The organism is Rhodobacter maritimus, assembly GCF_058747975.1.
Window position 1 is genome coordinate 1,566,918 of the sequence record NZ_CM179095.1, and the last position, 14,156, is coordinate 1,581,073.

A 14,156-nucleotide genomic window follows, 5' to 3' on the forward strand; every position below is an offset into this window, starting at 1 on the left:
GGGCCCGACCGCGCCATGTTGCATATCCCGCTTTGGAAGCGCGTGCTGATCGTGGGGGTTTGCGCCCTTGGCATCATCACCGCCGCGCCCAACCTGTTCTATCCGCGCGTCGAGGCGCATAACGACGCCATCGTCGCGCTGGAAAAGAGCGGGGTGAACACCCCCGAGCAAGAGGCCGCACGCGCGGCCTGGCCCGACTGGCTGCCCTCGGGGCTGGTCAATCTGGGGCTCGACCTGCGCGGGGGCGCGCATCTTCTGGCCGAGGTGCAGGTGGGCGATGTCTACAAGGCGCGCATGGACGCGTTCTGGCCCGAGATGCGCCGCGCCCTGGCCGAGGACCGCGCCACGATCGGCGCGGTGCGCCGCGCGCCCTCGGAGCCTGACGCGCTGCGCATCCAGATCGGTGAGCCGTCGCAAATGGCCCGCGCGGTGGAAATCGCGCGCGGCCTGGCAAGCCCGGTGGTCACGCTGACCGGCGTGGGCCAGAACGATATCGAGGTGCGCGCCGAGGGCGATCAGCTTGTCATCGGCCTGTCCGAGGCCGAACGCGCCGCCTCGGACGACCGCACCATGCAGCAATCGCTCGAGATCATCCGCCGCCGCGTCGACGAGGTCGGCACGCGCGAGCCGACGATCCAGCGCCAGGGCACCGACCGCATCCTGATCCAGGTGCCGGGCATCGGCTCGGCCGAAGAACTCAAGGCGCTGATCGGCACCACCGCGAAGCTGACCTTCCATCCGGTGATCGGTTCCAGCGGCGACGGTAATGCCAATCCGGGCGTGGGCAACCTGCTTTTGCCCGATGCCGAGCAGGAGGGGCTTTTCTACATCCTCGAAGGCAGCCCCGTCGTGACCGGCGAAGAGCTGGTGGATGCGCGCCCCGATGTGGACCAGAACGGCTTTCCCGCCGTCGCCTTCCGCTTCAACCCGACCGGCGCGCGCGCCTTCGGCGACTATACCGCGAACAATATCGGCCAGCTTTTCGCCATCGTGCTGGACAATCAGGTGATTTCGGCCCCGCGGATCAATTCGCACATTCCGGGCGGTTCGGGCATCATCACCGGCCGCTTCACGGTCGAGGAATCGACCAATCTGGCGGTGCTGCTGCGCGCGGGCGCCCTGCCGGCCAAGATGGTCTTCCTTGAAGAGCGCACGATCGGCCCCGAACTGGGGCAGGACAGCATCGACGCGGGGCGCATCGCCTCGATGGTCGGGATGGTCGCCGTGGTGTTCTTCATGATCGCCTGTTACGGCCTGTTCGGCGTGCTTTCCAGCGTCGCGCTGCTGATGAACATCGCGCTGATCTTCGGCGTCCTGTCCATGATCGGCGGCACGCTGACGCTGCCGGGCATCGCCGGGATCGTGCTGACAATCGGCATGGCGGTCGATGCCAACGTGCTGGTGTTCGAGCGTATCCGCGAGGAACTCAAGACGGCCAGGGGGCCAGCCCGCGCGATCGAGCTTGGCTATGAAAAGGCGATGTCGGCCATCGTGGATGCCAACATCACCACCTTCATCACCGCCGCGATCCTGTTCATGCTCGGCTCGGGCCCGGTGCGGGGCTTTGCGGTGACGCTTGGCATCGGCATCGTCACCTCGGTCTTCACGGCGATTTTCGTCACGCGCCTTCTGATCGTGCTGTGGTTCGAACGCCGCCGCCCGAAGACGATCACGGTGTAAGGGGGATAAACCATGGCATTCCGTCTGAAGCTCGTCCCCGACAACACGTCCTGGGATTTCTTCCGCGCCCAGAAGCTGACCTTCGGCTTTTCGGTCCTCCTGATGATCGCCTCGGTGATCGCGGTTCTCACCTTCGGGCTGAACTTCGGCATCGACTTCCGCGGCGGCACCACGATCCGCACGGAAAGCGCCTCGGCCGTGGATGTGGGGGAATACCGCTCCGCGATCGCGCCGCTGGGGCTTGGCGATGTCTCGATCACCGAGGTCTTCGATCCCACCTTCGCGGCCGACAGGCATGTGGCGATGGTGCGCATCCAGGCCCAGGACGGCGCCGAATCCGTCACCCCCGAGGTGATCGCGGCCGTCGAGGCGGCGTTGCAGGGCGTCGATCCGTCCGTCACCTTCCCCTCGGTCGAATCCGTGGGCCCGAAAGTCTCGGGCGAGCTGATCAAAACCGCATTCCTGGCGGTTCTTGGCGCCACCACGGCGATCCTGATCTATATCTGGCTGCGGTTCGAGTGGCAGTTCGCCGTGGGCGCGGTTGTCGCGCTGATCCATGACGTGCTGGTCACGGTGGGCATTTTCGCGCTGTTCCAGATCAAGTTCGACCTGGCGATCATCGCGGCGCTGCTGACGATCCTGGGCTATTCGATCAACGATACCGTCGTGGTGTTCGACCGGCTCCGCGAAAACCTCGTGAAGTTCAAGACGATGCCGCTGCGCGACGTGATGAACCTGTCGGTCAACGAAACCCTCAGCCGCACGGTGATGACCTCGGGCACCACGCTGATCGCGCTGATCGCGCTGCTGGTGCTGGGCGGCGACGTGATCCGGGGCTTCGTCTTCGCCATGACATGGGGCGTTGTCGTGGGGACCTATTCGTCGGTCTTCGTGGCCAAGAACATCGTGCTGTTCCTTGGCCTGAACCGCGACCCGAAGAAGAAGGATGACGGCGACGCCAGGTTCTTCACCGAGAAGGTGACCGATGCCGCTGACTGAAACGAGTTTCGGCTCGGCCGTGCCGATCGACGGATACGGGCCCGGCTTCTTCCGGGTCGGCGGGCAGGTCTGGCGGGGCGGGATTGTCGTTCATGCGGAAGGGCTGTCGACATGGGGCGGGTATGACGACCTTGCGCCGCTATTGGCCCTGTCGGGAAAGGTCGATGTGCTTTTCGTCGGCACCGGCCCCGAGATCGCGCATCTTCCCAAGGGGTTCGTGGCCGAACTCGAGGCCGTCGGCGTGATGAGCGAGCCGATGGGAACGCCCGCCGCCGCACGCACCTACAACGTGCTTCTGTCCGAGGGGCGGCGCGTGGCTGCGGCGCTTCATCCCATGCCCGAAGAAACCGGCGGCTGAGGGCTTTCCGCCCCGCACCGCATCGGGTAAGCCTTCTGCCATGAACGCGCTTTCTGTCACCGATCTTGCCGTCAGCCGCGGCGGCCTTCCGGTTCTCGAAGGGCTGGGCTTCACGCTCGCGCCCGGCCGGGCGCTGGTGCTGCGCGGCCCGAACGGCATCGGCAAGACAACGCTCCTGCGCACGCTGGCGGGATTGCAGCCGCCGCTTGCCGGACAGATCTCGGTTCCGCCCGAAGCGATGGCCTATGCCGCCCATGCCGACGGGCTGAAGGCCACGCTGAGCGTGACCGAGAACCTGCGCTTCTGGGCCTCGGTCTATGGCACCGGAACGATCGCGCGGGCGCTTGACGACATGAACCTGCGCCAGCTTGCCGACCGCGCCGCCATGAGCCTTTCGGCCGGACAGAAACGCCGCCTCGGCCTTGCGCGGCTTCTGGTGACGGGCCGTCCGATCTGGGTTCTGGACGAACCGACCGTGTCGCTCGATGCCGCCTCCGTCGCGCTTTTCGCCGAGGCCGTGCGGACTCATTTGGCCGGGGGCGGGGCCGCGCTGATGGCGACGCATATCGACCTTGGCATCCCTGAGGCCGAGGTGCTCGACCTTGCCCCGTTCAAGGCGCGCACCCCCGAAGAGGGCGGAATGAGCGGCGGATTTGACGAGGCTTTCGAATGATGCCGCCGCGCGCCTCTTGCTCTGTCGGATGCCTCGGGCGGGGATATTTAAGCAAAGGTGAAAGCGGCTTTCATCTTTGCTTAAATATCCCCCGCGGAGCGTCCTGCCGGGGCCGCATCGAAAGGGGGCGGGCATGATCGCGCTGTTGCTGAGGGACCTGCGGCTTGCCATCCGTGCGGGCGGCGGCTTCGGGCTGGGGCTTGCCTTCTTCCTGATCGTCGTGACGCTGGTGCCCTTCGGGGTCGGCCCCGAGGGCGGGGTGCTGGCACGCATTGCGCCGGGGATCCTGTGGGTCGGCGCGCTTCTGGCCTGCCTGCTGTCGCTCGACCGGATCTTCGCGCTCGATTTCGAGGATGGATCGCTTGATCTTCTGGCGACCGCGCCTATCCCTCTGGAGGGGGTAGTGACGATCAAGGCCGTGGCGCATTGGCTGACCACGGGGTTGCCGCTGGTGCTGGCGGCGCCGGCCTTCGGGGTCTTGCTGCATCTTGAGGGGAGTGCCTATTTCTGGCTTGTGCTCTCGCTGGCCCTGGGCACGCCGGCCCTGTCGGTTCTGGGGGCGTTCGGGGCGGCGCTGACGGTCGGACTGAAGCGCGGGGGGCTTTTGCTGTCGCTGCTCGTGTTGCCGCTTTATGTGCCCACGCTGATTTTCGGGGCCGAGCTGGTGCGCCGCGGCGCCAGCGGGATGGAGACGCAGGTGCCGCTTCTGATGCTGGCGGGGATCACCGCGGCCTGCATCGCCGTCGTGCCCTTTGCCTCGGCCGCGGCCATCCGCGTCAATCTGCGCTAGAGACGCGGGTGCCTGTCGTGATAGTGATTTGAGCGCGAAAGAACAGGAAAGTAGCTAGGCCCCATGTCGATCTGGGAATACGCAAACCCGAAGAAGTTCATGCAGACCTCGTCCTGGGCCTTGCCCTGGGTGGCGGGGCTGGCCCTCATTGCCCTTGTGACCGGCCTTGTCTGGGGCTTTTTCTTCACGCCCGAGGATTACAAGCAGGGATCGACCGTCAAGATCATCTACCTGCATGTGCCAAGCGCGATGATGGCGATCAATATCTGGGTGATGATGCTTGTCACCTCGCTTGTCTGGCTGATCCGGCGCCACCATGTCAGTGCGCTTGCCGCGAAGGCGGCCGCGCCCGTGGGAATGGTGATGACGTTGATCGCCCTTGTGACCGGCGCGATCTGGGGCCAGCCGATGTGGGGCACCTGGTGGGAATGGGATCCGCGGCTGACCTCTTTCCTGATCCTGTTCCTGTTCTATCTGGGCTACATGGCGCTGTGGGAGGCGATCGACAATCCCGATACCGCCGCCGACCTGACGGGGGTTCTGTGCCTTGTGGGATCGGTCTTTGCGGTACTCAGCCGGTATGCGGTGAACTTCTGGAACCAGGGCCTGCATCAGGGGGCGACGCTGTCGATGGACAAGGAAGAGAACATCTCGGATGTCTACTGGTATCCGCTGCTCTTGTGCATCGCGGGGTTCATCCTGCTTTTCGTGACGCTGGTCCTGATCCGCACCCGGACCGAGATCCGCGCCCGCCGCCTGAAGGCGCTTGAAGCAAGGGAGCGGATGGCATGATGACCGATCTTGGAAAATATGCCGATACGGTGCTTGCGGCCTATGCCGTGTCGATCGGCCTACTGCTGGCCATCGTGATCTGGTCGCTCTGGAAGGGCGCGCGGGTCAAGCGCGCGCTTGAGGCGCAGGAAACGCGGATGGGGCGCAGGAATGGTTAAGCCGCTGGTTCTTCTGCCGCCGCTGATCTTTGCCGGCCTTGCGGCGGTGTTCATCTGGGGTATGGGGCGCGAGGATCCCAAGCAGCTGCCGACCGCGTTTGCCGGCAAGCCGGCCCCCGACATCCAGTTGGCCCTGCTTGGAAGCGAGCCGCTTTTCACCCGGGAAGACCTGCGTGACGGGAAGGTCAAGCTGGTGAATTTCTGGGCAAGCTGGTGCGCGCCCTGCCGGGTGGAGCATCCCAACCTTCAGGCCCTGTCGAACGAAGGCGTGCCCGTCTATGGCGTCAATTACAAGGATCAGCCCGACAAGGCCCTTGGCTTCCTGGCCGAGCTTGGCAACCCCTATACCGCAATCGGCGCCGACCCGAGCGGGCGCATGGCGCTGGACTGGGGCGTCTACGGCGTGCCCGAAACCTTCGTGATCGACGGTGAGGGGACGGTCCTGTTCCGCTTTGCCGGCCCGGTGACCGAGCGCGTGATCGAAAAGGACCTGCGCCCGCTTCTGGACGCGGAGTGAGGGCGGCCATAGTCGCAATGATTGGGTGACTGTTCGGATGCCGGCTTTGCGGGGCGGAGCGGTGGTTTTCTGCGACTGCGCGAAGGTCAGCTCTAGGATTGTGCTACGGCTATTGATCGTTGATCCGTTGTTCCTTAACTCTCGCGTGCCAAGTTTCAATCAGAAACAGTGCCATGGAACCAGCAAGGTTAACCGTCAAAGCGGCATGGCGCGGTTTGAATTGAACTCGTGAGCGCCCCCCGGCATGGGCATCACCACTTTTATTACGCAGAGAACCAATACTCTGGACGACGTTTTGGCAGTTTCCCAAAATTGTTTTGAACACTTCCTCCTGATGCTGCGAAGGTGCGAGTTTCAAGACCTTTGCGGCTTCAGAATAGAGTTTCGGCACATTCCATTTTGCCTCCCACTGTGCACCACTGTCCTCGATGATGTGTTTGCAGACCTCTTCAAGCAACGTACTGGCGGCGGTAACGGCGCCGTCCGGATCCGTTTCGCGTCTTTCCAAAGCCTTTGCCCAAAAAGCTTGGACAGCAGGAGCATCATAGGTGGCGAGACCGTCTGTGATCGTCGCGTCTGCCGCACCGCCACCTGACTCTAGGAAGATCAAGAGCGGAGCGAACTCATCAATAACATGGCGTCGGCGAATAGCCCACGAACCTGAACCGCTTGCAACGCTTGACAACGATGCCTGCAAAGAAGCGGCGTCATTTGAGAAACGGACAAATTTCGGCAGAAACCGCTTGCTCGCCGGGTCTTCTATTAACTTTCTTCTGGCCAGTTTGTACGCGGTCTCCGATTCCCCGTAGGTCGTCAGGCCAATGATGATGTTTCTCAAAAATAGTGCACACTCAAGAGGGTCGTCAGGAACCTCAGGTTCACCGAATTCGCCATGGGTCATCAGCTTTCCTCGAACTAAAGGCTGTCCGAATGTGATCCAAGTAGCGCCCCTCGTGCAAGGTCTCGAACGTTTGAGCGATCCTGCCAGCGGATCTTCTAGGAAACCGCAGTAGTCAACTTGACCCCGCAACCGCCCCTCGCACAAAGCGCAAAGGCCCCGGATCGCTCCGGGGCCTTTGGCATTGTCCTGAAGGTTGGATCAGGCCTTGGCGAGGTTGCGCAGCACATAGTGCAGCACGCCGCCGTTCTCGAGATACTCGATCTCGACCTCGGTATCGATCCGGGCCTTGATCTGGATCGTCTTCGAGCTGCCGTCCTTGTAGGTGATGGTGCAGGGCACCAGGCTCAGCGGCTTGATCTCGCCTTCCAGCCCCTCGATCGTCACGGTCTCGTCGCCGGTCAGGTTCAGCGTCTTGCGGTTGTCGCCGCCGGTGAACTCGAACGGGATGACGCCCATGCCGATCAGGTTCGAGCGATGGATGCGCTCGAAGCTTTCGGCGATGACCGCCTTGACGCCCAGAAGGTTGGTGCCCTTGGCCGCCCAGTCACGCGAGGACCCCGCGCCGTATTCGATGCCGCCGAAGATCACCAGCGGCACGCCGGCGTCCTGATAGGCCATCGAGGCATCGTAGATCGAGGTCTGCGCGCCGTCGGGGCCCTTGGTATAGCCGCCCTCGACGCCGTCCAGCATCTCGTTCTTGATGCGGATGTTGGCGAAGGTGCCGCGCATCATGACTTCGTGGTTGCCGCGGCGCGAGCCGTAGCTGTTGAAGTCCTTCGGCGCGACCTGACGTTCGGTCAGATACTGGCCTGCGGGCGTGGTGGGCTTGAACGAACCGGCCGGAGAGATGTGGTCGGTGGTGATCATGTCGCCCAGAAGCGCTAGCACGCGCGCGTCGCGGATGTTCGAGATCGTGCCCGGCTCTTTCGCCATGCCGCGGAAATAGGGCGGGTTCTGGATATAGGTCGAGGCGGCGGGCCAGTCATAGGTCTCGCCCTCGGCCACGTCCACGGCCTGCCATTTCGCGTCGCCCTTGAAGACGTCAGCATATTTCTCGATGAAGGCTTCGCGCGTGACGGTCTTTTCCACGAGTTCCGCGATTTCCGCGTCGGTCGGCCAGATGTCCTTGAGGTAGACCAGCTTGCCGTCTTTCGAGGTGCCGAGCGGCTCCGTGGTAAGGTCGATATTCATGTCGCCCGCGATGGCGTAGGCCACGACCAGGGGCGGTGAGGCGAGGAAGTTCGCGCGCACGTCCGGGCTGATCCGGCCTTCGAAGTTGCGGTTGCCCGACAGCACGGCGGCGGCGACAAGGTCATTGTCGTTGATCGCCTTGGAAATCGCCGGATCGCCAAGCGGGCCGGAGTTGCCGATACAGGTGGTGCAGCCAAAGCCCACGATGTTGAACCCGAGCGCGTCAAGATCGTCCTGCAGGTTGGCGGCCTTCAGATACTGTTCCACGACCTGGCTTCCGGGCGCGAGCGAGGTTTTCACCCAGGGCTTGCGGTTCAGTCCAAGCGCGCGCGCTTTCTGCGCGACCAGACCGGCGCCGATCAGGACATAGGGGTTCGAGGTGTTGGTGCAGGAGGTGATCGAGGCGATAACGACCGACCCGTCGCCGACCTTGAAATCCTTGCCCTCGACCGCGACCGAGCGGCAGATCTCGACCGGTTTGGTGGCGACCGGGCCTTCGTCGGCCATGTCCTTCGCTTCGTCCGAGATGTCGATCCCGCGGTATTCCGCGACGACGTTCTTGAACGCGTCTTTGGAGTCGGTCAGCGGCAGGTAGTCCTGCGGCCGCTTCGGGCCCGAGATTGCCGGCACGATGGTGCCCATGTCGAGTTCCAGCGTCGAGGAATAGACCGGTGCATAATCCGGGCCACGCCACATGCCGTTTTCCTTGGCATAGGCCTCGACCAGAGCGATGCGGTCTTCGTCACGCCCGGTCTGGCGCAGGTAGCGCAGGGTTTCGTTGTCGATCGGGAAGAAGCCACAGGTCGCGCCGTATTCGGGCGCCATGTTGGCGATGGTGGCACGCTGCGCCAGCGGCAGCTTGTCAAGGCCGGGGCCCCAGAATTCGACGAACTTGCCCACGACGCCGTGCTTGCGCAGCATCTGCACGACTTTCAGCACGAGGTCCGTGCCGGTGACGCCTTCGACCATCTCTCCGGTCAGCTTGAAGCCCACGACCTCGGGGATCAGCATCGAAATCGGCTGGCCCAGCATCGCGGCCTCGGCTTCGATGCCGCCCACGCCCCAGCCCAGAACGGCCGCGCCGTTGACCATGGTGGTGTGGCTGTCGGTGCCCACAAGCGTGTCAGGATAGGCGACGGTTTCGCCGTTCTGGTCCTTGTCGGTCCAGACGGTCTGGGCAAGGTATTCCAGGTTCACCTGGTGGCAGATGCCGGTGCCGGGCGGCACGACGCGGAAGTTCTCGAACGCGCCCTGGCCCCATTTGAGGAACTGGTAGCGCTCCATGTTGCGCTCATATTCCAGGTCGACGTTCTTCTGGAAGGCGCGGGGGTTGCCGAATTCGTCGATCATGACCGAGTGGTCGATGACCAGATCCACGGGAACCAGCGGGTTGATCTTTTTCGCGTCGCCGCCAAGCGCCTTGATGCCGTCGCGCATCGCGGCAAGGTCGACCACGGCGGGAACGCCGGTGAAGTCCTGCATCAGCACGCGGGCAGGGCGGTAGGCGATCTCGCGCGGGTTCTTGCCGCCCTGCTTTGCCCATTCGGCGAAGGCCTTGATATCCTCGACCGAGACGGTGAACCCGCCATCCTCGAAGCGCAGCATGTTTTCCAGAACGACTTTCAGCGAAGCGGGCAGCTTCGAGAAATCGCCCAAGCCGGCCTCTTGCGCGGCCGTGATCGAGTAATAGGCAATGCTGGTGCCGCCCGCGGTCAGCTTGCGGCGGGTCTTGGCGGTATCATTTCCGGTGACGATGGGCATGGGTGGCCTCCCTTGAACATGATAGGGGTCTCGCTGACAGGCTTTTGCCCCATCGGGCAGAGTCGATCAAGGGGGGCAGTCTTATTTTGTATACCATTGTGCACAAAAAAATCCGCACAAGCCGCGTTGCCATGCAGTTTGCGCAAACGTGGAGGAAAATCGCAAAACCTTGATTGGCAAAGGTAGGGTGCTCGGCATAGGAAGAAGGTCGGTTCTGCAAATGAGGCGACATGAGACGCGCGATCATCAGCACCGTGATCGGGGCATGGCTCGGATGCGGGTTCGGGGCAGGGGGCATCGCCCTTGCGCAGGCTGTGCCCGAGGGCGGGGATGCGCCCGCGGCGGTGCAGGCCGCGCCCGAAATGCAGGGCGCGCCCATGGCCGGGGCGCTGCCCGACGCCGCGGGCCTTGCGGCACCTGTCGCGGAAGGCACCGCGCCGGACGGGGCGCCCGTGGCGCGCGAGGGAACCCCTGGCGGTGACGTGGCGCAGGCCATGGCACCTGCCGTCATCGCCCCCGTGGCGCCGCCCGCGCCAAGCCCCGTCGTGGTCGAGCTGTTCACCTCGCAGGGGTGTTCGTCCTGTCCGCCGGCCGATGCGCTTCTGGCGGATCTTGCGGCGCGCAAGGACGTCATCGCGCTCGCGCTGCATGTCGATTACTGGGATTACCTGGGCTGGGAAGACCCCTTCGCGCAGCCCGCCTTCACCGCGCGCCAGAAGGCCTATGCCCGCGCGGCGGGCGAGCGGTCGATCTACACGCCGCAGATGATCGTGGGCGGGGCCGATACGCTGGTGGGGCCGCGCGCCGCCGATCTGGCGGGGCTGATCTCGGCGCATCTGTCGGCGCCGGCGCGGGTGCGGCTGCATGTCGACCGCACCGACGGGCGCTATGTGATCGAGATTTCGGCCGATCCGCCGCTCGAGACCGGCGCGGTGGTGCAGATCGTGCGCTATGCGCCGCAGGCGCGGGTCGAGATCCTGCGCGGCGAGAACCAGGGCCGGGTGGTCGATTATGCCAATATCGTCACCGCCTGGCATGCCGTGGCCGAATGGGATGGCCGCGCGCCGCTGAAGCTCAATGCCGTGGTCGAGGGCGAAGAGCCCGCCGTGGTGATCGTGCAGGCCGCGCGGCCGGGAAAATCCGCGCCCTTGCCCGGCCCGATCCTTGCGGCGGACTGGCTGCGCTAGCTTGTGGGCCTAGCCCGGCTTGCGCCTCGCCACACTTTCGCGCAGCCACACATACAACCCCGCCGCGACGATGACCCCCGCGCCAAGCACGGTCCAGCGATCGGGCAGCTGGTCGAAGAACAGCCAGCCCCAGACGCTTGCGAAGATCAGACCCAGATAGCCGAACGGTGCGATGACCGAGGCCGGCGCCAACGTGAAGGCACGGATCAGGCAAAGCTGCGCCACGGTGCCCAGCACCCCCACGCCCGCAAATCCCCACAGGTCGCGGGGCGCGACCGGCGCCCAGATCATGGGCATCAGCGCGCTTGCGATCACCGTGCCGAACAGCGCCGTGTAGAAAAGCGAGGTCCAGATGCTTTCCCGCTCGCCCACGACCCGCGTGACCAGCGCGAAACCGGCATAGCAGAACGCGGTGCATAGCGGCAGAAGGGCCGCCGGCTGAAACACCCCCATGCCCGGCCGGATCACGATCATCGCCCCGATCAGCGCCGCAACCACGCCGGCCAGGCGGCGCGGGCCGATCCGCTCGCCCAGAAACAGCGCGGCGCCAAGCGTGATCAGCACCGGGTTGAGGTCGGTCAGCGCGGTCGCCTCGGCCAGCCCGATATGCGGCAGCGCCATGAAGAAACAGGCCGTGGCGCCGAATTGCAGGACCGAGCGCACGGCCTGAAGGCCCGGCAGCCGGGTGCGTAGGACTGCCGTGCCCTGCGGCAGAAGAATCACGAAGACCAGAAGCGCCTGCCCGGCATAGCGCGCCCAGACCACCTGAAGGGGCGGATAGCTGCCCGACAGGTGCTTGGCCAGCGAATCCATGAGGGTGAACAGCAGCACCGCCGCAAGACAGAACAGGATCCCCCGCCCCGCAGGCGTAAAAGAGGGGGCCAGTGGCCCCCCCGGTTCCGCATGGATTTTCAGCGGCCTCACAGAAGCGCCTTGACCTTCGCGGCAACGGCCTCGGGGGTGATGCCGAATTCGGCGTAAAGCCGTTCCGCCGGGGCCGAGGCGCCGAACCCCTCCATGCCGACAAAGCCGGCCTTCGCCTCCTTGCCGCGCTCGCCCAGAAGCCAGCGGTCCCAGGGCTGGCGCACGGCGGCCTCGACGGCCACGCGCACCGGGCCCGCGGGCAGGATCCTGCGGCGGTAGGCCTCGTCCTGGGCGGCGAAAAGCTCCATGCAGGGGACCGAGACGACGCGGGTGCCGATGGCCTCGGCCTGAAGCAGCTCGCGCGCCTTCAGCGCGATCTCCACCTCGGACCCCGAGGCCATCAGGATCGCCTGGCGCTTGCCCGCGGCCTCTTCGATCACATAGGCGCCCTTGGCCGTCTGGTTGGCATTCAGATGCGTCTTGCGCAGCGTGGGCAGGTTCTGGCGCGACAGGGCCAGGACCGAGGGCGTGGACTTGGTGCCAAGCGCCAGTTCCCACGCCTCGGCGGTCTCGATCACGTCGGCGGGGCGGAAGGTCCAGGTGTTGGGCGTGGCGCGGCAGATCGCCAGATGCTCCACCGGCTGGTGGGTCGGGCCATCCTCGCCCAGGCCGATGCTGTCATGCGTCATTACATAGACGGCGGGCACCTGCATCAACGCCGAAAGCCGCATCGCGCCGCGCGCGTAATCGGTAAAGCAGAAGAAGGTGCCGCCATAGGGGCGCACGCCGCCATGCAGCCACAGCCCGTTCATCGCCGCCGCCATGCCATGTTCACGGATGCCGTAATGCACATAGCGGCCCTTGCGGTTCTCGGGGCAGAACACGCCCAGATCCGCCGTCTTGGTCAGGTTCGAGCCGGTCAGGTCGGCCGAACCGCCCAGGGTTTCGGGCATCACCGGGTTCACCGCGCCCAGCACCATTTCCGAGGCCTTGCGGGTGGCAACCTTCGGCGCGGCCTCGGACTGCTCTTTCTTGAAGGCGCGGATGGCCGAGGTCAGCTTCTTGGGCGCATCCCCCGCCATCTGGCGCGCGAACTCGGCCTGTTTCGAAGGGGAAAGACCGGCAAGACGGGCCTCCCATGCGGCGCGCTCCTCGGCGCCGCGGGCGCCGATCTTCTCCCAGGCGGCCTTCACGTCGGCCGGAATCTCGAACGGGCCATGGGTCCAGCCATAGACGGCCTTGGTTGCGGCCAGTTCGGCATCGCCCAAGGGGGAGCCGTGAACGGCATGGCTGTCGGCCTTGTTCGGTGCGCCAAAGCCGATCACCGTCTTGCAATCCACCAGCACCGGGCCCTTGGCGGATCTGGCCGCGCCAAGCGCGCGTTCGATATCGGCGGGATCATGGCCGTCGCAGGACAGCACCGTCCAGCCCGAGGCCGCGAAGCGCGCGCGTTGATCGGTCTTGTCCGCGATCGAGACGCGGCCGTCGATGGTGATGTTGTTGTTGTCCCACAGGACGATGAGGTTCTTCAGCTCCTGCATGCCGGCAAGGCCGATCGCCTCTTGGCTGATCCCCTCCATCAGGCAGCCGTCGCCCGCGATGACCCAGGTGCGGTGATCCACCACCTTCTTGCCGAAGCGCGCCTGAAGCGACTGCTCGGCGATGGCCATGCCGACGGCGGTGGCGATGCCCTGGCCAAGCGGGCCGGTCGTCGTTTCGATCCCTTCCATATGGCCGTATTCGGGATGGCCCGCGGTGCGCGCGCCCCATTGGCGGAAGTTCCTGATCTCATCGAGCGTGGCCTGCTTGTAGCCCGTCAGGTGCAGCAGCGCGTAAAGCAGCATCGAGCCGTGCCCGGCCGACAGCACGAAGCGGTCCCGGTCGGGCCAGTGCGGGGCCGAGGCGTCGAATTTCAGGTGGTTGCGGAACAGCACCGTGGCCACGTCCGCCATGCCCATCGGCATGCCCGGATGGCCGGAATTGGCCGCCTGCACGGCATCCATGGCAAGCGCGCGGATGGCGGCCGCGAGGGTCCAGTGTTCGGGATGGGCGGCGCGAAGCTGGGCGATATCCAAGGCAATGACCTTTCGGCTGATCTGTTCAGGGTTGCCCCCTGATAGCACCCCGGCGCGCAAGATCAAGCGCGCCCCCCAAGTGATTGATGCAAAAGGGTGGGCCTGCGGCGGGTTCTTTGTTTAAGATCGGTGTTGAAGGGCAGGCGTGCGATTCGTGCGCCATCTGCGCCCCGCAGGCCGGGACATCCGGCAGGAACGATCAAGGACCGG

General features: G+C 65.0%; 13 protein-coding genes. 9 read left to right on the forward strand and 4 right to left on the reverse strand.

All coding sequences use genetic code 11. The annotated features are described in order from the left end of the window. Nucleotides 1-15 precede the first annotated feature (15 nt). From secD to AC4PTO_RS07990, 8 genes are all read left to right on the forward strand, one after another. Nucleotides 16-1,680 (forward strand): protein translocase subunit SecD, encoded by a 1,665-nt coding sequence (gene secD, locus AC4PTO_RS07955; RefSeq protein WP_492733198.1) that lies wholly within the window; start codon nt 16-18, stop codon nt 1,678-1,680. Between the two features lie 12 nt (nt 1,681-1,692). Then, nucleotides 1,693-2,679 carry a protein translocase subunit SecF gene (gene secF, locus AC4PTO_RS07960; protein WP_492733199.1) on the forward strand — a complete coding sequence of 329 codons (987 nt, stop codon included), beginning with the start codon at nt 1,693-1,695 and terminating at the stop codon, nt 2,677-2,679. Then, nucleotides 2,666-3,037: an Mth938-like domain-containing protein gene (locus tag AC4PTO_RS07965; protein WP_492733200.1), complete on the forward strand. Its 372-nt coding sequence runs from the start codon at nt 2,666-2,668 to the stop codon at nt 3,035-3,037. Before secF ends, AC4PTO_RS07965 begins: the two co-directional genes overlap by 14 nt. Before the next feature lie 40 nt (nt 3,038-3,077). Beyond that, nucleotides 3,078-3,710, forward strand: a complete 633-nt coding sequence (gene ccmA, locus AC4PTO_RS07970) for a heme ABC exporter ATP-binding protein CcmA (RefSeq protein WP_492733201.1) — start codon at nt 3,078-3,080, stop codon at nt 3,708-3,710. Between the two features lie 133 nt (nt 3,711-3,843). Beyond that, nucleotides 3,844-4,500: a heme exporter protein CcmB gene (ccmB, locus tag AC4PTO_RS07975; RefSeq protein ID WP_492733202.1), complete on the forward strand. Its 657-nt coding sequence runs from the start codon at nt 3,844-3,846 to the stop codon at nt 4,498-4,500. A gap of 63 nt (nt 4,501-4,563) precedes the next feature. Continuing rightward, entirely contained in the window at nt 4,564-5,292 is a 729-nt protein-coding gene (locus tag AC4PTO_RS07980) for a heme ABC transporter permease (protein ID WP_492733203.1), read from the forward strand. Further along, nucleotides 5,289-5,450, forward strand: a complete 162-nt coding sequence (gene ccmD, locus AC4PTO_RS07985) for a heme exporter protein CcmD (RefSeq protein ID WP_492733204.1) — start codon at nt 5,289-5,291, stop codon at nt 5,448-5,450. Before AC4PTO_RS07980 ends, ccmD begins: the two co-directional genes overlap by 4 nt. Beyond that, on the forward strand, nt 5,443-5,967 hold the full coding sequence (locus AC4PTO_RS07990; protein ID WP_492733205.1) for a DsbE family thiol:disulfide interchange protein: 525 nt from the start codon (nt 5,443-5,445) through the stop codon (nt 5,965-5,967). Before ccmD ends, AC4PTO_RS07990 begins: the two co-directional genes overlap by 8 nt. A gap of 109 nt (nt 5,968-6,076) precedes the next feature. Here AC4PTO_RS07990 and AC4PTO_RS07995 read toward each other — a convergent pair whose 3' ends face one another. Then, the gene (locus tag AC4PTO_RS07995; RefSeq protein ID WP_492733206.1) at nt 6,077-6,868 is read right to left on the reverse strand and encodes an abortive infection family protein; all 792 of its coding nucleotides are present in this window, start codon (nt 6,866-6,868) and stop codon (nt 6,077-6,079) included. Nucleotides 6,869-7,066: 198 nt separating this feature from the next. Continuing rightward, a complete protein-coding gene (gene acnA / locus AC4PTO_RS08000) occupies nt 7,067-9,820 on the reverse strand; it encodes an aconitate hydratase AcnA (protein WP_492733207.1) in 2,754 nt (917 codons plus the stop codon). A gap of 230 nt (nt 9,821-10,050) precedes the next feature. Here acnA and AC4PTO_RS08005 point away from each other — a divergent pair, with 230 nt between their 5' ends. Further along, nucleotides 10,051-11,007, forward strand: a complete 957-nt coding sequence (locus AC4PTO_RS08005) for a DUF1223 domain-containing protein (protein ID WP_492733208.1) — start codon at nt 10,051-10,053, stop codon at nt 11,005-11,007. A 9-nt stretch (nt 11,008-11,016) separates the two neighbouring features. Here AC4PTO_RS08005 and AC4PTO_RS08010 read toward each other — a convergent pair whose 3' ends face one another. Then, a complete protein-coding gene (locus AC4PTO_RS08010; RefSeq protein WP_492733209.1) occupies nt 11,017-11,931 on the reverse strand; it encodes a DMT family transporter in 915 nt (304 codons plus the stop codon). Then, the gene (gene tkt / locus AC4PTO_RS08015; RefSeq protein WP_492733210.1) at nt 11,928-13,946 is read right to left on the reverse strand and encodes a transketolase; all 2,019 of its coding nucleotides are present in this window, start codon (nt 13,944-13,946) and stop codon (nt 11,928-11,930) included. The genes AC4PTO_RS08010 and tkt overlap by 4 nt, the downstream gene beginning before the upstream one ends. Nucleotides 13,947-14,156 lie beyond the last annotated feature (210 nt).